The sequence below is a fragment of the Sodalis sp. (in: enterobacteria) genome (assembly GCF_051710625.1).
Lineage (GTDB): Bacteria > Pseudomonadota > Gammaproteobacteria > Enterobacterales > Enterobacteriaceae > JBPESN01.
This window is the reverse complement of sequence record NZ_JBPESN010000015.1, coordinates 15,197-34,543: the sequence shown is the minus strand read 5'-3', so window position 1 is coordinate 34,543 and position 19,347 is coordinate 15,197. Positions and strand designations below refer to the sequence as shown.

8 protein-coding genes and 9 pseudogenes are annotated in these 19,347 nt (G+C 54.8%); 10 read left to right on the top strand and 7 right to left on the bottom strand.

Annotated features, from left to right (window positions below):
* The first annotated feature begins 550 nt into the window (after positions 1-550).
* From ACTBDU_RS06195 to ACTBDU_RS06175, 5 genes and pseudogenes are all read left to right on the top strand, one after another.
* Positions 551-1,381: pseudogene (locus ACTBDU_RS06195) on the top strand (23S rRNA (adenine(2030)-N(6))-methyltransferase RlmJ).
* A 98-nt stretch (positions 1,382-1,479) separates the two neighbouring features.
* The gene (gene gorA, locus ACTBDU_RS06190) at positions 1,480-2,823 is read left to right on the top strand and encodes a glutathione-disulfide reductase (protein WP_438805888.1); all 1,344 of its coding nucleotides are present in this window, start codon (positions 1,480-1,482) and stop codon (positions 2,821-2,823) included.
* A 182-nt stretch (positions 2,824-3,005) separates the two neighbouring features.
* Positions 3,006-3,655: pseudogene (gene yhjD / locus ACTBDU_RS06185) on the top strand (inner membrane protein YhjD); the annotation flags it as partial.
* A 543-nt stretch (positions 3,656-4,198) separates the two neighbouring features.
* Positions 4,199-5,526, top strand: a pseudogene (locus ACTBDU_RS06180) (MFS transporter).
* A gap of 116 nt (positions 5,527-5,642) precedes the next feature.
* Complete coding sequence (locus ACTBDU_RS06175; RefSeq protein WP_438805887.1) at positions 5,643-6,419, top strand: CDP-diacylglycerol diphosphatase; 777 nt, start codon at positions 5,643-5,645, stop codon at positions 6,417-6,419.
* A gap of 46 nt (positions 6,420-6,465) precedes the next feature.
* Here the strand turns inward: ACTBDU_RS06175 and ACTBDU_RS06170 are convergent.
* A pseudogene (locus tag ACTBDU_RS06170) lies at positions 6,466-8,221 on the bottom strand (AsmA family protein); the annotation flags it as partial.
* Positions 8,222-8,508: 287 nt separating this feature from the next.
* Here ACTBDU_RS06170 and ACTBDU_RS06165 point away from each other — a divergent pair.
* A pseudogene (locus ACTBDU_RS06165) lies at positions 8,509-8,992 on the top strand (PfkB family carbohydrate kinase); the annotation flags it as partial.
* A gap of 22 nt (positions 8,993-9,014) precedes the next feature.
* Here ACTBDU_RS06165 and ACTBDU_RS06160 read toward each other — a convergent pair.
* From ACTBDU_RS06160 to ACTBDU_RS06140, 5 genes and pseudogenes are all read right to left on the bottom strand, one after another.
* A pseudogene (locus tag ACTBDU_RS06160) lies at positions 9,015-10,460 on the bottom strand (insulinase family protein).
* A 280-nt stretch (positions 10,461-10,740) separates the two neighbouring features.
* Entirely contained in the window at positions 10,741-11,241 is a 501-nt protein-coding gene (locus ACTBDU_RS06155) for an EAL domain-containing protein (protein ID WP_438805886.1), read from the bottom strand.
* 60 nt (positions 11,242-11,301) lie between these two features.
* Positions 11,302-11,868, bottom strand: coding sequence for a hypothetical protein (locus ACTBDU_RS06150; protein ID WP_438805885.1), 567 nt, complete (start codon positions 11,866-11,868; stop codon positions 11,302-11,304).
* Positions 11,869-12,016: 148 nt separating this feature from the next.
* The gene (locus tag ACTBDU_RS06145) at positions 12,017-12,247 is read right to left on the bottom strand and encodes a hypothetical protein (RefSeq protein ID WP_438805884.1); all 231 of its coding nucleotides are present in this window, start codon (positions 12,245-12,247) and stop codon (positions 12,017-12,019) included.
* Positions 12,248-12,395: 148 nt separating this feature from the next.
* Positions 12,396-12,515 (bottom strand): hypothetical protein, encoded by a 120-nt coding sequence (locus ACTBDU_RS06140; protein WP_438805901.1) that lies wholly within the window; start codon positions 12,513-12,515, stop codon positions 12,396-12,398.
* Positions 12,516-13,541: 1,026 nt separating this feature from the next.
* On the opposite strand from ACTBDU_RS06140, the gene ACTBDU_RS06135 reads away from it, so the two are divergent.
* The 4 genes and pseudogenes from ACTBDU_RS06135 to ACTBDU_RS06120 all read left to right on the top strand — a co-directional run bounded on the left by ACTBDU_RS06135 (position 13,542) and on the right by ACTBDU_RS06120 (position 16,892).
* Positions 13,542-13,769 carry a hypothetical protein gene (locus ACTBDU_RS06135; protein ID WP_438805883.1) on the top strand — a complete coding sequence of 76 codons (228 nt, stop codon included), beginning with the start codon at positions 13,542-13,544 and terminating at the stop codon, positions 13,767-13,769.
* Positions 13,770-14,441: 672 nt separating this feature from the next.
* Positions 14,442-15,241: pseudogene (locus ACTBDU_RS06130) on the top strand (cellulose synthase operon protein YhjQ/BcsQ).
* A gap of 19 nt (positions 15,242-15,260) precedes the next feature.
* Positions 15,261-15,653: pseudogene (locus ACTBDU_RS06125) on the top strand (UDP-forming cellulose synthase catalytic subunit); the annotation flags it as partial.
* A 118-nt stretch (positions 15,654-15,771) separates the two neighbouring features.
* Positions 15,772-16,892, top strand: a pseudogene (locus ACTBDU_RS06120) (IS3 family transposase).
* Positions 16,893-16,920: 28 nt separating this feature from the next.
* On the opposite strand, the gene bamA reads toward ACTBDU_RS06120, so the two are convergent.
* Entirely contained in the window at positions 16,921-19,347 is a 2,427-nt protein-coding gene (gene bamA / locus ACTBDU_RS06115; RefSeq protein ID WP_438805882.1) for an outer membrane protein assembly factor BamA, read from the bottom strand.

Genomic DNA, 19,347 nt, shown 5'->3' with positions numbered 1-19,347 from the left:
TCCCGCTACGGCTTCAACCGGCTACCGCGGTCAGCGCGCTGGCTGGCCTGTTCACATTTACAGGATGGGGCCTTTACCCCCTCAATGCGACGCCCGTATGGACGATAATGAGAGATAACAATAACTGTAAAACGAAGGAATATACCCATAAGATCCCCGAAACGGTCCTTTTTTACCTTGCTTTCTCCGACTTTCCGGACTTTTAGCTCGTCAACCCGCGGCGAGCTCTTTCCGCTTCACTTTTTCCTGCTCGTCGGGCCTTAGCTCATTTACCACGCGGCGGACGGGTTGGGGGGAAACATCGTTTCCGGGTAACGAGGGTAGAAAGAGGAGGCCGGTTTCCGAACACTGGCGCCGCTAACGTTGAGAGGCCGGAATGCATTTAACCCATTGCCTCCGCATCCTGATATAATCCTCCGTCAAAGTTATTGTCCCTTTGCTGGTCTTTGGTCAGGTACGCTGGCCCCGAGAACCTATGTGGGTAACACGAGTAAAATACGGCAGCAGCATTCATAAAATAACCGTTCATTATTAAGTAGATATCAAACCTATGCTCAGCTATCGCCACAGCTTCCATGCTGGTAATCACGCCGATGTGCTCAAACATACCGTGCTCAGCCTCATCCTGAGCGCGATGAAGGAAAAGGAAAAACCCCTCCTTTATCTGGACAGCCACGCCGGCGCGGGCCGCTATATGCTTTCCGGTGAAAAGGCCGAGCGTACCGGCGAATTCCTGGAAGGCATCGCCCGAATCTGGCAGCGTAACGATGTGCCGACCTTGCTAGCGCCTTATTTGGACGTAGTCCGTCATTTCAACCGAACAGGGCAGTTACGCTATTACCCCGGGTCGCCTTTAATTGGCCCGCCAACTGCTGCGAGACGAGGATAAACTGCATTTGACCGAGCTGCACGCCAGCGATTATCCCCTGCTGCGCCGCGAGTTTCACAAAGATGCCCGCGCCACGGTACTGCGGGCAGACGGCTATCAGCAGCTGAAATCTCAATTGCCACCGGCGTCCCGGTGCGGCGTGGTGCTGATCGATCCGCCTTATGAAATGAAAACGGATTATCAGGAGGTGGTCAGCGCCATTCAGGAATGGCTACAAGCGTTTTGCCACCGGCGTCTATGCGCTGTGGTATCCGGTCGTGCTGCGCCAGCAGATTAAGCGCACGCTGTCGGCGCTATTCGTTGAATTCTGCAAATTGAGCTGGCGTCCGTCCCGATAGCGATCGGCGCGGCATGACCGCCTCCGGCATGATTGTCGTCAATTTCCCCTGGAGACTGGAACAGCAAATGAATGCCTTGTTCCCCTGGCTGCATCAGACGCTGGTCCCCACCGGCCAGGGCCACGCTTTCGCGCGCGGGCAGGTACCGGAGTAACGGCGTTTCATTTATCATAAAGATTGACGCAATCTTTGCGACAATGGGCGTTTGCACGTGACACTTGTGTCAACGATTTTGCTGAAGAAAACGCCCGAATGATCCGACATTACGATTACCTCGCCATCGGCGGCGGCATTGCGTCGATTAATCGCGCTGCTCAATACGGCCGTAAATGTGCGCTGATTGAAGCCAAATACCTTGGCGGCACCTGTGTCAATGTGGGTTGCGTTCCGAAGAAAGTGATGTGGCACACCGCGCAAATTGCCGAGTCGGTAAGGCTGTATGCGCCGTATTACGGATTTAGCACGACCGTTGAAAAATTTGACTGGCGCACCTTGGTCGAGAGCCGCAGCGCCTATATCGATCGCATCCATCAATCCTATGAACGGGTGCTGGGCAATAATCATGTTGATGTCATTCACGGCTTCGCTCGTTTTGTTGATGCGCATACCGTGGAGGTGAACGGCGAGCACGTCACCGCCGATCACATATTAATAGCGACCGGCGGCCGTCCCAGCAATGTGGCTATTCCGGACGCGGAATATGGCATTGATTCCGACGACTTCTTCGCGCTGGACGCCACGCCGGAACGCGTCGCGGTAGTAGGCGCCGGTTATATCGCGGTGGAAATCGCAGGTGTGCTCAACGCCCTAGGTGCCCAGACCCATCTGTTTGTTCACAAACACGCGCCGCTGCGCAGCTTTGATCCTCTCATTGTCGAGACGTTGGTCGAGGTCATGCAGGCGGAAGGGCCGGCGCTACATACCGGCTCGGTGCCGCGATCGGTGGCGAAAAACCCGGACGGCAGCCTGACGCTGACGCTGCAAAATGCAGAGCAATTTACCGTTGACGCGTTGATTTGGGCCATCGGTTGCGAGCCGGCCACCGATAATCTCAATCTGGCGGCGACGGGCGTAAAAACCGATGATAACGGCCACATTCAGGTGGATAAATACCAAAACACTAACGTGTTGGGTATTTACGCCGTTGGCGATAATACCGGCGCCGTCGAGTTAACGCCGGTAGCGGTCGCCGCCGGTCGCAGGCTGTCGGAGCGCTTGTTCAACAACAAGCCGGAAAAGCATCTGAACTATGATTTCATCCCGACGGTGGTCTTCAGCCATCCCCCTATCGGCGCCATTGGTCTGACTGAGCCCGAAGCCAAGGAAAAATACGGTGAAACGGAGGTCAAAGTCTACAGAACGTCTTTTACTTCCATGTACACCGCGGTCACCCGGCATCGTCAACCGTGCCGTATAAAACTGGTTTGCGTCGGTCCGCAAGAGAAAATTGTCGGTCTGTACGGCATCGGTTTCAGTATGGATGAAATGCTGCAGGGTTTCGCCGTCGCCATCAAAATGGGTGCCAGCAAGCAGGATTTTGACAATGCCGTGGCAATTCACCCGACCGCAGCGGAAGAGCTAGTGACAATGCGTTAAGCTAATTGTCCCTCTCACACGGGACTGCGAAGTTGCCCGTGTGTTTTTTCCCCGTTCCCATTTCAGCCGGCTGTTAATCTTACTCGCACCATGATGCCGGAATACCAGCCCCTCCGGCGGAATCATTGGCTATAATTATTTTCATTAGAGCTTTTAATGATAAGCTGACTTCGAGGGGGACTATGGCCGAAAAAAAGACGTATGCCGCGACCGCCGGGGAGCCAGAAATCACCACTCCGCTCACTACGCCTCATACCGGTCATGAGTCGATTGATAAAATTGCCCACCGTTCTGGACGGATGATTGAAAAGATTAGCGCGTACCCGATGGTGGCGCATATGATCCGCGCCGCGGAACGGTTTAGCGATCGCATGGGGAGTCAATTCGGCGCCGCGATAACCTATTTTTCCTTCCTTATCCCTGATCCCCATTTTGATGGGGTCGTTTGCCGGCGTCGGTTTTTTTCTAGCGTCCAATCCGGATATCCTGACCGACCTGATTAATAAAATCGCCGACAGTATCAGCGATACAAACGCTGGCGACGACCTTAAAAAATACGGTCCGCACGGCTGTGCAACAGCGCACCACGGTCGGCATCACCGGTTTGCTGGTCGCGCTTTATTCGGAGCTGAATTGGATGAGCAACCTGCGTGAAGCCATCCGTGCCCAATTGCGTGATGAATGGGAGCGCAATCCCCAGGAGCAGGAGAAATTTTACCTGAAATACCTGCGCGATCTGATTTCCTTAATCGGTCTGGTGGTAACGCTGATCGTCACGCTGTCGCTGATGTCAATTTTCGCCGGCGCTCAAGATTAGATTATCAAGGCGCTGTGACTCGACACCGTCACCTGGCTGCGACCGATAATGGTGGTGACCGGTACGGCGCTGCCTGAAGCCGTTGCCAGGGCAGAGTCAAGACTAACGCGGGGGAAATATTGGCTATCACCGCAAACCAAACGACGTGGCGGTGCCGCCAGCGCCCGTTGCAGACCGTCAATCCGCCGTTCCAGGACTTATCGGTAAGCGGGCGCGTACGCGGCACACTCCTGTTGGATATGTCGGAATTATTTATTATGTCAGAGTGATATTCCGCGTAAATGATCAAAAAGCGGTGTTGTGCACCAACTTTTAGATCTTTATAACTACAACCCAGCATTTATTGCTGAGGAGAAATTTTTCTTACGGGTTTTTACAGAAATTAACTCTGCTGCAAACGCTTTCTCCGGCGGCTTTCCCTGCGGGAAAATCATGAGGAGGAATGATCTGCTGCTGACGGTAGGAAATGACTAATTGGTCAAAATTCAGCCATTGAAATGCCTTATTTCTCTGTCTAAGATGCCTATCTTTTCCGTAGTTGACCGATAAGAAACAATTATGCAAGCCTCAGCAGCACCGACTCTGGATTCCGACGTAGCCGGTCCTCCCGTTAATTCACGGGGTAAAGTGATTGTTGCCTCGTTGATCGGCACCGCCATCGAATTTTTCGATTTTTATATTTATGCCAGCGCCGCGGTTATCGTTTTCCCGCAAATCTTCTTCCCGCAGGGGGACGCTACCGCTGCCAGGCTACAATCGCTGGCGACTTTCCCCATCGCGTTTATCGCCCGGCCGATTGGCTCGGCGCTGTTCGGCCATTTTGGGGATCGCGTCGGCCGTAAAGTCACCCTGGTGGCCTCATTGCTCACCATGGGCATCTCAACGATGGTAATAGGCCTATTGCCGGGCTACCAGACGATTGGCGTTATGGCGCCGCTGCTGCTGGCGCTGGCCTGTTTCGGCCAGGGCCTTGGCCTGGGGGGTGAATGGGGCGGCGCGGCGCTGCTGGCGACAGAAAATGCACCGGCGCATAAACGTGCTTTGTATGGCTCCTTCCCGCAGTTGGGCGCGCCTATCGGTTTCTTCTTCGCTAACGGGATGTTCTTGCTGCTTTCCTGGCTGCTAACCGACGGACAGTTTATGAGCTGGGGGTGGCGCGTGCCATCCCTGCTGTCGGTCGTTCTGGTGCTCATTGGGCTGTATGTGCGCGTTTCGCTACATGAAAGCCGGTTTTCGCCAAAATCGCCAAAGCCAAGGCGCAGGTGCGCATGTCTATTGGTACCCTGCTTAACCAGCATTTGAAAATGACCATCATCGCCACCTTTATTATGCTAGCTACTTATACCCTGTTCTACATCATGACGGTATTCTCCATGACCTACGGTACGGCCCCACTGCCGTTGCGGTCTGGGATTTTCGCGCAACGATTTTCTGCTGATGCTGATGATTGGCGTTATCGGTTTCGGTCTGATGGTGCCCATCGCGGGTCAACTGGCGGATAAATTCGGTTGCCGACACACCATGATAGCCATTACCGTTTTGATTATGGCGTTTGCGCTGGTGTTCCCGTCGCTGTTGGGTTCGGGGAATGTCTGGGTGGTCATGGGGTTTTTGTTGTGCGGGTTTATGGTGATGGGCCTCACGTTCCACGTTCGGCCCCATGGGCGCACTGTTGCCGGAACTGTTTCCCACCGAAGTTCGCTATACCAGCGTTTTTTTCCTATAATGTGGCGTCAATCATTGACGCATCGGTCGCCCCGTACATTGCCGCCTGGCTTACCGCCAATTACGGATTATTTTACGTGGGTATTTACCTGGCGGCGATGGCCTGCCTGACATTACTGGTGCGACTGGCGGCGCGTAAAACACGGCACCGGGCGCTGTAATTTGCACAGCTAAGCGGCCGGCCGGCCGGTTAAGATAACGGTAATGACGGGCTGTCATCCTGGTAAATGCGGCCCGTTTTTTTAATGCGGCGTGGAGAACATGAAGAGGATGATCTATGACGTGGCAACAGATCAAATATGCGCTGCTGCTGGTGATTGTTATTTTGGTTGCGGCGCTCGGCGCGGGGCAATATTACACGACTTTTTCGCCGAAACACCCCGACGCCCTATGGCGGATAGTGAGCGAGAAATGCGTACCCAATCAACTTCAGCGCGGAGATCCGGCGCTGTGCAGTGAAGTCAATACCGCCGCCGACTATGTAATGCTTAAAGATGATTTTGTCGGGCCGCTGCAGTTTTTACTGATGCCCACCGATAAAATCAGCGGTATTGAAAGCCCGCGTTTACTCGCTACCTCAACGCCCAATTTCTTTTATCTTGCCTGGCAGGCCAGATATTTTTTATCCGAGAGGCGGGGTAATGCGGTCGGCGACCGTTTTCTGTCGCTGGCGATCAATTCCGCCTATGGCCGGACGCAAAATCAGCTGCATATTCATATTTCCTGTCTGCGTCCGGATATCCGCGAGCGGCTGGATAACGATGCCGCCAATATCAGCACCGACTGGCAACCGTTGGCGCAGCCGATTCTAGGCCATAAATATCTGGCCAGGCGTATCTCCGCGGCGGGCCTGGCGGCGCAAAGCCCGTTTTTACTGCCGGCGCGTGAGGTACCGGATGCTTCTGAGGAAATGGGAGAATACGGTATGGCGTTTACGCTGCTACCCGATGGCTCATTGCTGCTTTTGACCAGCCAGCGCAGTCTGCTGCACCGTAATGTCGGATCGGTCGAAGAGATCCAGGATCATAGTTGCCCCATTCTAAACGGCCATTGACCAACCCGGCGGCGGTATAGCGCCCACCGCCGTGCCGGGTAACCGGTCATTTTTTGATATCCATCTCTCTTAAGATCAGCGCGCACTGATTATCATCGCCGCCGCTCGGGGAGATGAGCGCCAGGAGCGCCCCCCTCAGCACGACAGCCGCGGCGCCGCGAGCGATGAGCGGCCCGGGTTTTACGCCGGCGGAAGGATTTTTGAAGGTGCCACGCACATACAGCGGCGATCGCAGCGTAACAATACGCGCGCCTTTACTGTCGGGATTGATCGACAAATCCAGCCGTTCGGTACCCAGGTTGGTGGTGTCGTCAACATGTATGACCGCGTTTTCTGTGTCGAACAGGAATAGCCGTGGCTGCGCCAGGTCGTTATTCACGTTGACGTCCGCCGTGGCACAGTTGATTTTCACCTGCTCGTCGCCAAACAACTTACCGACGACGTAGTTACCGACGTTAAGACCGGCGATTTCCATCAAATTACGGCTGATAATACCATCGTTCGTCAACAGACGTTGATTGCCATTGCTGCTGCCCAATAGCGCGCCGCCACGGAATTGCCAGTACCGGCAAATTGCGCATCGCCTCGACGCTTGGAAATAGCGCTTTCAACTGCAGACCACGGGCATGAAGATCCGCGCGGCCGCGCATCGGTGTGCGCTGCCCTTCCAGACGAATGGTCGAGTTAAGCGTGCCGCGCGCCATGCCAAAGCGCAGCGGATCCAGCAACAGCTCGCCATTATCCAGCTTCAGGTGGGTATAGAGATCGTTTAACGGCAGCGAATCGCCGTGCTCAATATCCTTGCCGGTAAACTTCACATCGGCATCCATCTTGGACCAGCTGGCGGTATCAAATTTGTCATACGGCAGCACCTTATCAGAGGGCTGTATTGATTTGCTCTTGGCTGCCTGCTTGCCGCTTATCGGTGCCGGAATCGGCACCGATAAGCGGCCCCAAATCGGCAAAGCGCCGCCGGTTGGAGATCAGTTCGCCGCTCAGCGACGGCCGCGGTTTGCCCTGGCGATATTTTAACGTGCCGTGGATATCGCTTTGACCAATCTTGCCGTTGAACTTCTCGTAACGGTAACGGCCCGCATTTTTGCCTTTAAAATTGGCGACCAGATGGCCATCGGTGTTGTAGGGCGGCGAATCGGGCAGCGCACCACCCCGGTTTTAGCCCCTGCAAATCCCCGAGATTCTCTCCGGCAAACCGTAGTCGCAAATTGGGACCACCGAAATTGAGCGGATCCTCAAGCGTCCCGGTGAACGCCACGCGGGTCCGGCCCGAGCGCACATCCGCCTGCAGCGGGAACGGGGGCCTGCGTTACGCACCGCCAGCATGCCACTAATTTTTTCCGAGCCGCTAAGCGGTTCATTGTTGTAGTCCCCTCCGCTTTCCAGCCAAAAATATAGTTGTTGTCATTTTTCACCGCCGCCTGCTTATCGTCGCTGCTGCCGGTCAGCTCGGCGAATGCCACCGGTTTACCGAGCGGGTTTACCGTCAGATAGATATCCGCCTTGGCGACAGCGTTCTGATAATCGATCTTACCCCGATCGAAAACGATATCATCTACCTGGAAGGACCACGGCGAAACGGGTTTTTGACTGTCTTTCTCGTCGCTGTTGGCCAGGTTAAAAGTCCAGTTATTCTTGCCGTTCGCTAATCGTTTCAACGACGCATCAGGGCTGACCAGAGTAATACGCGGCAGATACACTTCACGGTGCAGCAGCGCTAAGGGGGCGATACTGGCCTCAATGCGTTTAAGCCGGGCAGTGTAGTCGCCCGGTACATCTTGTGGCGATAAAAATCACAATAGCCACGATGAGCAGCAGCAGAAACAGCACGACCCCACCTATCACTTTTTTGGTCCGTGTCATGAATGTGTCGATATCCTCGTTAGTCTTCCCCGATGCATTAATAATAGTTGAGGATTACGCACCTGCCAGATTCGGCGGGGCAAACCGGCGGGAGATCAGGCGCAAAATTGACGTGTCGCCAGTGAGTTACACCGCAGCGGCATCGTGCCCAAGGTGCGGTGTAGGCGCAACTCATGCTGACAAGGCGCGAGCTATAGTCAATTGGGCGTCGTCAGCCGACATTTGCGCAGCGCTGGCAGATTTTGATTACCTTTATTTAAGTGGGATCAGCATCGCCATCCTTTCGCCGCAAAGCCGCGAATAGCTGCTGGCCCTGCCTGTTGCGGACCTGCCGTGCCAATGGCGGAAAAGTCATTTTTGACAATAATTACCGCCCGCGTCTGTGGCAAAGCCGGGAAGAAACCCAGGCGGCCTATCGCGACATTCTTGCCTGTACCGACATCGCCTTCCTGACGCTCGATGACGAAGACATGCTGTGGGGTGAACAGCAGATGGACGCCGTACTTAAGCGCACGCGTGCGCTGAACGTCAGTGAAATTGTCATCAAATGCGGCGCCGAGGCCTGTCTGGTAGCGGAAGCGAACGAGGCGGTGCAGGAAGTGCCCGCGGTAAAATTGCCAAAAGAGAAAGTGGTCGATACGACCGCCGCCGAGGACTCTTTCAGCGCCGGCTATCTGGCGGTTCGACTGACCGGCGACACGGAAGTGGCCTCCACTATTATGAGGCCGGCGGTATGTCGGTGACTTCCGGCTTGCTCTCGTCGATGGTCGCCGGCAGCGGGCTGGGATCCATGATGTGCTCGTAAATTACCTGCGGCGCCTTCATGTTTACCTCCGGCTCGCCGTTCGGCTGCATCAGCACCATCGTGGCGTTCTGCGACAGCTGACTGCGTAATTCCTGATTCAGCATCTGCAGCGTCAGTCCCCCTAAAAAAACGCTGCGTAGTTTCTGATGCTGTTCCGGTGCAATATCCACGACTTCATTTTGCTGCGAGCGTAAACGCTGACTCATCAGAACGTCGGTGCTGGTACGGGCATAAGTGGCGAACAAGGTGCTCAGTTCCCCAGCTTTACGCGCCATAAGCGCGTCGAATTCCGCCTGGCTCAGGCCATGGTTGCGCACGTTGGCCAGCTCGTGGGCAACAAAAGTCATCGACGGCGTCAAATTGTCCGCCGGCGTATCGACGTGAATCGCGCACTGTGCACGCAGATAGTTCACATTGTAGTCAAAGCGCAAATTGGTCCGCTTCAGGTCGCTCTCCTTTAGCGCCTGCTGCAAATCCATATACAGCGCCTCACGCGCCAAATCTCCGCGCCAATAACGATTCAACGACTGCGAATCGCGTATAGGCTGCCACGGGCTGTCCCAGACCAGTTTGAGACTCTCATAGCCGCCTTCTTCGCTGAACAGACTCACGGGCTGATGCGGTAGCGGCGACATCGTCGGCATGGTAGCCGGGGTATCGCATTTGCCCTGCAGCGCAGAGAAGGTTTTCACGATCTGCTCGTTGAGGGCGCGCCCGTCCACGTTGCCCAGCACATACAACGTCATGGCGTCAAGGGTGTGCCAACGTTGATAGAAATGCTGCAATTGTTCGGCATCCACCGGTGATTTCGCCGCCGCATCCGGGCTGTGGGACACCAGCAGCGACCCCTTCAGGCGGTAGTGCCACCAGCTGTTACGCGGGTTCTCCGGTACCGTCGCTGGGGTAATGGACAGGTGGCCGGCCGTATTGACTATCCATTTCAGCGCTTCTTTCACTAAATCCGGCCGACCGTTTGGCAAACTGAGGCTATACAATGTCGTTTCATAGGAAACGCGCGCAGGCGGCTGTGGCCGTTGTTCATTCGCGCCCTGCTACCATAAGGAGGTAAGCTGCGCGGTGGTGAAATTCTCGCTGTGCGTCAGGGCCAAACGGGCAAGAAGACGTGCGAAACCGGTTTGCTGGGTGTTTTCCGCCAGTGAACCGGTATTGACCATTAGCCGCAATTCAACACGATCGTTTGGCCGCTGCGGCGTCGTTAGAATTTACCAGGCGAAGCCATTGCTGAGTTTTCGCTGCTGCCAGGCGGCATCAGGTTATAATGCTTCGGCCTGTGCCCACCCTCCCGACGTCAGCAGTAATACACCACTCAAGAAAAGACGAATTCCGGTGCCCTGCATGTGAACCCCTACTCAATCAATACCAAGGAAAAACCTGACTCTTACTTTGACGGTTAGCTGTGTTTGCATCGTTTTACTTTTCCGCCGAAAAAGTGTAGCGCAAAGTGTACCATGTTGTTATACAGTGGGCCTTTGCAGATGTCACCCTGTAGCAGAAAATATTACCTTCGTGGGGCAGGACAGGGCAAAAAAATGGGCGTCGGCCCCGGGCCCCTGGCGCAAGAGGCAAGTGCCAAGAGCCAAAGGATAAAAACCAAGAAACAGGAAACAAGGGGGAGAGTCAGGGGGTCTGCAAGTGAAGAAAGCGTTGTTCAAACGCCGGCTGCGTCAGCGACTCGGAGAACAGATAACCCTGACCGCGATGAATATGATGCGTCAGCAGATAATCGCACTGTGCGGTATTTTCCACCCCTTCGGCGATAACCGGCAGGCCGAGTGCGCCAGCAATGGCGCTCACCACTTGCAACATGACGGCGTCGCCGGGAGGCGTGGCGATAAAGCTGCGATCGATTTTCAGCATATCGACGGGCAAATGCCGCAGACGATCGAGGCAATATAAACTGGAATAGCCCATACCGAAGTCATCCAGCGCAATAACGATACCAAGATTACGCAGATCGCGCAGCACGGCGAACGCGGTGTCGAATTCGGTAATGCAGGCGGTTTCAGTGACTTCCAGCACCAATCGCTCGCCTCTGACCTGATAGCGCGCCAGCCAATGTTGCAACGACGCCGCCAGACCATTTTCCTGCAATTGGAGCGCGGACAAATTGACCGCCAACGGCAGGTCGATACCGCGCGCCTGCCAAGCGCCTAGTGCCCGGCATGCCTCCTCAAGTATCTAGTTGCCCAGTGGGACCATTACGCCCCCCGCCTCCGCCTGGCAGATGAAATCCTCCGCCAGGCTCCAGCTGCCATCGTCCTGGCGCCAGCGCCGCAGAGCTTCGGCGCTTATGCTTAATAGGCGCTGATCACGCATATCAACCTGCGGCTGGAAAAATAGTGTGCAGCGCCCATGTTCAATCCCGTCCAGCAACGTGTGGGCAAACGTCAAACGACGCGCCTCCGCCTCCGCCTGGCCGGACTCGAAAAACACAATCTGGTTTTTACCCCGCGCCGCCACCGACAGCGCGGCGGACGCAGCACGGCGCAGTAAGCTCTCGGCGTTTTCGTCACCCGATAGCCTTATAGCAACGCCGATACTGGCCGCGGGTCGCAGCGTCAGCGTCCCGAGGGTAATAAGCGGATGCTGGATACGGGATAACATGCGCTGGGCCAGGGGCATGGCCTGAAACGGCGGTTGCGTCTCCCAATGGCACGAGGCGAACTCATGGGGGCTTAACTGCGCCAGCAATCCGGTTTCGCCGTGATCAAGCCGCAGTTGATCCGCCAGCGCGGCGCGCAGCAAAGCGCGCTGCGATTCGGTTAACGCCCCCGCCGCCTCCAATAGTGAACTGACCGCGATAACCAGCAGACATCAGGGTCGGAATTCTTTCTGCGCCGCCAGACGGGCATCCAGCATCGTCAGGAAGCGCGCGCGGGTGGGCAAGCCGGTTTCAGGGTGGCGAGCCGCCCGCCGTTCGAGCTCCTGCCGGGCGCGCGGTGACCTGCTGGTTGCGATTATAGCTGCGCACCAACACCCCCAATTTATCGTCCCGGTGCATATTCGGCAGGGTAAGCTGGTGAGAGGGAATTTCCTCCGGCGCCAGATTTTCCAGCTCGCGGGCAATCGCGCGCAGCGGATGCACCATCAGGCGATTGATATACCAGGTGATGGCGACCGTCATGATAAGCGCCATAAGCAGATACGTCGTTATCGTGGTGAGACAATGGCGCTAACAATAAACTGATAAAGGCGGTACGAGTCCGCCTACAGCACTAAGTAAGCCAGCGCCTGGGGATGAGAAGGCCGCGGGAGGGAATAGAGCGACACACCTACACCTCAACCGCCAGACGGAACACGCGGCTTATCAGCGCCGGCACCGGCCGCTCGGGCGGGAAATCGCCGTGCAAAACCTGGACATCATTCGGTAGTACCACATCGGCGCGGCTCAGTATGCCGCTGCGCTTAAGGGTAACCAGGATCTGCTCCGCCTGGGGAATATCGGCCTACAGCACCGCGTTGGATAGCGGCTGGCGCACCGACGAGGCGATATTTTGCAATTACAGAGTGTAATCTTCACGGCGCTGCTGAAGGAAATGGAAAAGCTGGATCACGATAAAAAGGCAAATGGTCACCAATGCCACACCGGACACGGTTGCCATTTGTTTAATCGTTAAAGAACGTCTGATCCGCAAACTTTTCTTTATTTATGGCTGACAGGTCATAACGCGGGCGGTGGTACCCACCGCTGACCACATACCAGAACACCGCCATGTCGGTAGCCGAATGCCGGTGAATGACGCAACAGGGCTTACGCTAGTCGCACCGATTATCCCGCCTAATATAACCGATTTAATCGCGTGTTTTATGCCTCAAAACGGGCAATTCAGCCAAATCTTATGCGATAGAGGCGTGGTAATGAAATGGCTTTCATTATGCCTAACTTTGGTTTTTGTCCAAATGATCAATTTTTGTAACGTAATCATTAAGACCATTACGCTACTTTTACATAAACCTTGAAGCAAGAACTTCACTATAAAGTCTGCTTCCCGTCGTAGAAAATAGGCTGTTTTATCAAAAATCCGTGGTTTTAAACTGTTATTAACGAGGGGAAAAATAAATATTGCCTTTTAAAAGGCTTTTATTTAAAAAGCAGCAGCGAATGGCATTTGGCATGGGATTCCTGCGGGAAATTTTATCCGGCAATTCCAATAATATGGTCTATGTTTAAAGTCGCGCGCGAGCAAGGTGCCGGATAGGCAAACCCCGCAGTGCGATGACGACCTATCGCTATTACCTAAGCGCTGGCGCCGATTAAGATCGGTAAATAAATCATACTTGTATTAGCCTATCTAATAGATTTCGTCATTTTTTTTTCATATGCGCCCAACGCTTATAATGTCCGATTGCGCCTTACGCTTGCCTCTAGCGAAAACGCGCCGGTGCAGTTCTGCCACACGTCATTCCTAAGGTGAGCCATGAATAATTATGATGACATTAAGCGATTCAAAGAAAAGCTGAATATGGAAGATTTTGATTATAAAGAAATCGCTAAAAGTAATCCTAATAGTTCCGCTTCCAGCTGGACCATCATTCGACAGATCGTCAATGCCAATCGACCGTCCCACCCGCTGGAGCAAGGTCATTCGACCTTGCCGCCGCCGTCGCCGATATCACAACAAGAATTCAGCGTCCCCGTCCGTTGATAATGGCGGAGGGGGCCGCCCGCCGCCGCAGCTGAGCGCCCCGCCTATGGTCCCCCGACGCATCGTCGCTTTTCAATGCGGTGGAAAACGCCTTGCCGCCGCAGACAGCAACCGGCTGCGCTCTGCCATTCGGTGCCATCGACGGCACTAAGACTACTCATCGGCCAGGCTCGGTATTTGATCAATTAACCAGGCAGGCGGGAGCCGATACCCGCGCGCCCCAGACCGCCCTCGTTCCCGCGCCGCCGGAAGGTCAGGCGTTACCGTTGCAAGACCCTGCGGCCCTTTTGCCGGCCTCCCGCCGTCCAGCCTAGCCACCGACGAGCAGGCGCAAAAGCCTGGTGCGCCGCCGTTTACCCAGCCGCCGGCCCACACCCGTGAAGCTTATGTGCCGCCGGGCAGCCTGTTGACGGCCCAACACCAGTCGCGCTTTGCGCCTCTGTTTCGCCAAATGCAAAACCTCGCTGCCCCCTACGCCGGCAGCGGCCCGCGCCCACGAGGCTTATGCGCCACAGGGGGTAATCCGTTTGCGGTGCCGAATGCGTCGCAAGACATCCCCGGCAGCGCGGGTATGCGCTTTAAAAACTTATTTAACCGTAGCCCCGCGTCCCCTGCTGACCTCCACGGCCGCCGCGATGTCCCCCTTTCACTTCTTTTAGAGAATATCGCTTTATGCTGTTAGTTTGCGTCTGTTCGCCGAAGAGCGGCGTGGGCAAAACCACCGTAAGCGCCAATTTAGCCTATGCCATGGCCCGCAGCGGCAGCAAAGTGTTGGCCATTGATTTTGACGTACAAAACGCCCTGCGACTGCATTTCGGCGTGCCGATTTCCGACACCCGCGGCTATGTTGCGCAGGCCACCACGGTCATGGATTGGAGCCAGTTTATTTTAAAAGCAGACGTCAATTTGTTTGTTCTGCCCTATGGCGGCGCGGAAGAAGAGCAGCGATTGGCGTTTGAAAACGCCATCATCCACGATCCGCACTTTCTGCAGCGCGGTTTGAATACGGTGTTGAATTATCTGGGTCTGGTAGTTATCGCCGATTTTTCACCGGGGTCGGTGCCGGCGCTGAAGGCCGTACAGAACATTGCCGATCTGCATATCGCCATGACGCTGGCGGACACCGCCTCGCTGTCGCTGTTGCCGCAGATAGAAAATCACAAATTTCTTGGCGCGCCGCTCAATCAGCGTTTGGGGGAATGTGACGTCGTCAATCAAAGCGATATGCGCCGTAATCTCAGCCGTGACGTATCCCATTTTTTTGAACAGCGGCTAGGGGACAAGCTGCTGGACATGATTCATCGCGATAAATGTGTGCCGGAAGCCAACGCGTCCCAGCGTTCGATTATCGAGTTTAGCCCGGTGTCTGCGGCGGCATTTAATATTGAACTTATCAGTAAAAAGTCGCCGCTATCGTTGGGGTCAAAGTAGGAGATGGCGAATTTTATGCCATGCCCAATACGGGCATTTGACATTATCGCAGGTCAGGATATAAATAAGGCACTGTTTTATCTGCTGTTACTATTAATGCTCTCCATCGCCACAATCATAGTGATTACGCCGATGGACAGTGATAAACAGTATTTTTTCGGCCTGGCCAGCGTGGGGCTGATGTTATTACTCGGTATCAGTAAAAGCCACTTTGTAAATGTCGTGCTGGTGGTTATGTTATGTCTGATGTCAACGCGCTATATCTACTGGCGCGCCACCGAAACCCTGCATTTTAATTCCTCGGTGGAAGCCTGTCTGGGTATCGGACTTTTTCTCGCCGAGCTTTATGCCTGGGTGATTCTGGTCCTCGGTTATTTGCAGACCACCTGGCCGCTAAAACGTCGTATTGAACCGATGCCGGAGGATATTTCGCTATGGCCGACGGTAGATATGTAGTGGCACACTGAATTTGGCCACCTGAACAGAGGTGATATGCTCACCTCAGAACAACACGGGTGCACCAATGAAAAGAAGAAATTTTAGTCCTAAATTCAAACGCGAATCCGCTTAACTGGTTGTCGACCAAAATCACACCGCCGCACAAACAGCAAAAGCCATGGACGTCGGCCTTTCTACGATGACGAAATGGGTAAAACAACTGTGTGATGAGCGACAGGGGAAAACGCCAAAAGCCTCTCCCATAACCCCGGAACAAATCAAAATACGTGAGCTCAAGAAGAAGGTACAACGCATTGAAATGGAAAACGAAATATTAAAAAAGGCTACAGCGCTCTTGATGTCAGACTCCCTGAACAGTTCTCGTTAATCGGGAAACTCAGAGCGCATTATCCTGTGGCCACACTCTGCCACGTGTTCAGGGTTCATCGCAGCAGTTACAAATACTGGAAAAGTCGTCCTGACAGGTCAGACGGCAGGCGAACGGTATTGCGCAGTCAGGTTCATGAACTACACAGTATCAGCCATGGTGCCGCTGGCGCGAGAAGTATCGCCACCATGGCAACCCAGAGAGGCTTCTGGGTGGGACGCTGGCTCGCAGGCAGGCGCATGAAAGAGCTGGGGCTGGTCAGTTGTCAGCAGCCGACGCACAGGTATAAGCGTGGCGGTCAGGAGCATGTTGCGATCCGGAATTATCTTGAGCGCCAGTTCGCTGTAACGGAGCCAAACCAGGTATGGTGCGGCGATGTGACCTATATCTGGGCCGGGAAACGCTGAACATACCTTGCAGTTGTTCTTGATCTGTTCGCGAGGAAACTGGTGGGCTGGGCTATGTCGTTCTCCTCGGATAGCAGACTGACCATCAAAGCACTGGAAATAGCATGGGAAACGCGTGGTAAACCGGCTGGAGTGGTGTTCCACAGCGATCAGGGTAGCCACTATACGAGCAGGCAGTTCCGACAGTTGCTGTGGCGTTGCCGGATCAAACAAAGCATGAGTCGGCGTGGTAACTATTGGGATAGCAGTCCGATGGGGCGCTTTTTCAGAAGTCTGAAAAACGAGTGGATACCGGTAACGGGCTACATAAGCTTCAGCGAAGCAGCTCATAAAATTACCGACTATATCGTGGGATATTACAGCGCACTCAGGTCGCATGAATATAACGGTGGGTTGCCACCAAACGAATCAGAAAATAGATACTGGAAAAACGTTAACGCGGTGGCCAGTTTTAGTTGACCACTACAGCACATCATCCCGGGTAATATTACCACGTTTTGCCAATATTAAACTGGAACTGCTCTGACTTGTCGCCATCGTATTTCTTGACCGGCTGCGCATAAGAGAATACCAACGGCCCCAGCGGCGACATCCACTTCAGGGCGATACCGCTGGAAATACGGATATTGCCCGGATCGCTGTAGTCCGGAATACCGGCAGCGCGGGTGGCGCTGGTATTTTGCCAGCTGGTATCCCACACGGTACCGCCATCGACAAACAGCGAAGTGCGCACCGAGTTGGCATACTTCTCACTCAAGAACGGCGTCGGCACGATAAGTTCGGCGCTGGCAATCGCCATGGCGTTACCGCCCACGGCGTCGCTGGATTTGTCCACCGGACAATCACTATAGCGGGTATTGCCGCTATTGCACTTATAATACGCCGCTTTCGGACCAATAGTATTGGAACAAAAACCGCGCACCGTATTGGAACCGCCCGCATAGAAGTTGTCGTAGAACGGCACATCCTTGCCGCCCAGACCATCGACGTAACCGGCGCGAGCGCGGCCCATCAGCACCCAGTTGCCACTTTCGCTAAGCGGGATGTAATGGCTGGCGTCGAAGGTGATTTTGTAATATTCGTTATCAGAGCCAGGCACCGTCACCTTACCGGTCAGGCTAACGCGCGAACCGGCGGTAGGGAAGTAGCCGCGATCCAGATTGTTGTAGCTCCAGCCCATCGATAAGAAGAAATTATCGGGGCTGAAATCGGCGTCGCTGTCCGCCTTATTGGTGGTAACCACCTTGGGATTGATGCCGACGCTGTCCAGATAGCGCCACATCGTCACCTGCGGCTGCATATTGGTCAGATCGTCATGCACGTAATCCAGGCCGAAATTCAGTGAATGGTTCTCGCTTATCGGGAAGCCCAGCGTAGTGCCCACGCCGTAGCTGCGCAGATCATAATCGGATAGGTCCGCATCATCGGCGCTGAAGTCGTTGTAGAAGATCTTGCCACCCAGGCTGACGCCATCCACCGTGAAGTACGGATCGGTCATCGACAGCTCGGCATAGGTCTGGTAGTCGTTCTTGGTGCCGCTAAAGCCGACGGAGTTACCGGTCCCCAGCCAGTTATCCTGCTGGATACCGAACTGGAAGCTGACGCCGCTCTCGGTCCCGAAGCCGACGCCGACGTTGATACTGCCGGTGTTGCGCTCTTTCACCTTGTAGACCACGTCCACCTGATCCGGCGAACCGGGCACACGCTGGGTCTCGGTGTCTACGGTTTCAAAGTAGCCCAGGCGATTAAGGCGCTCTTTACCCTGATCGACCAGATTGCTGCCGAGCCAGGCGCCTTCCATCTGGCGCATTTCACTGCGCAGCACGGAATCCTTGGTGATATCGTTGCCTTCAAAACGTACGTGGCGGACGTAGAACCGGTTGCCCGCGTCGACGCTAATGTGCAGCTTGACCGTTTTATCCGCGTCGTTGATTTCCAGCTGCGTCGCCACGCGGGGATAGGCATAGCCGTAACGACCCAGCAATTGCTTGATGTCGTTCTCCATCTTGGTGACCTTGACGCCGTTGTACAGTTCGCCCGGCTGTACCTTGGCCAACTGCTCGATTTCGGCGGAGTGGCCGGCCATGTTGCCGTTGACCACCGTACCGGACAGCTTGTATTGCGCGCCTTCGGTGATATTCAGGGTGATATAGATACCCTTTATATCCGGCGTCAGGCTGACCTGCGTGGAGTCGATATTGAAGCGGGCATAGCCGCGGTCAAGATAAAAGCTGCGCAGGGTTTCCAGGTCGCCGGCCAGCTTTTGCTTTTGGTATTTGCAATCGCCCACCACGTTCCACCACGGCACTTCATCGCGCAGCTGGAAGCGTGAAATCAGCTCATCGGTCGTGAAGGCGTGGTTGCCGACAATGTTGATTTGCTGAATTTTGGCCGATACACCTTCGGTGAAGACCAGCTTGAGATCAACGCGGTAGCGCGGCAGCGGCGTGACCACCGCCTTGACCGTGGCGCTGTATTTTCCGGCGCTGTAGTAGAAGTCCTCAAGACCTTTTTCGATATTGGAAATGGTGGTGCGGTCAAGGGCCTCGCCGACCCGAACGCCCTGGGCATCCAGGTATTGCTTGAGCATTCCTTCCTTCACCGCCTTGTTGCCGGAGAAGGTAATGCTGGCAATGGTCGGACGCTCCTTGACCTGTACGACCAGTGAATCTCCGTCACGCAGTACCCGGACATCCTCAAAGTTTCCGGTAGCGAAGAGCGCGCGGATAGTATTGCCGATATCTTCATCGGTCGCCGTGTCGCCAACACGGATCGGCATACTGAGTAACGCCGCACCGACGGCGACCCGTTGCAGTCCTTCGAAATGAATGTCCTTCACTACGAACCCGGCTGCACCGTATACGGTAGCGCTGCTAAGAAGCAGCGCCGCTGTGAGCAACTTTTTCATCGCCAT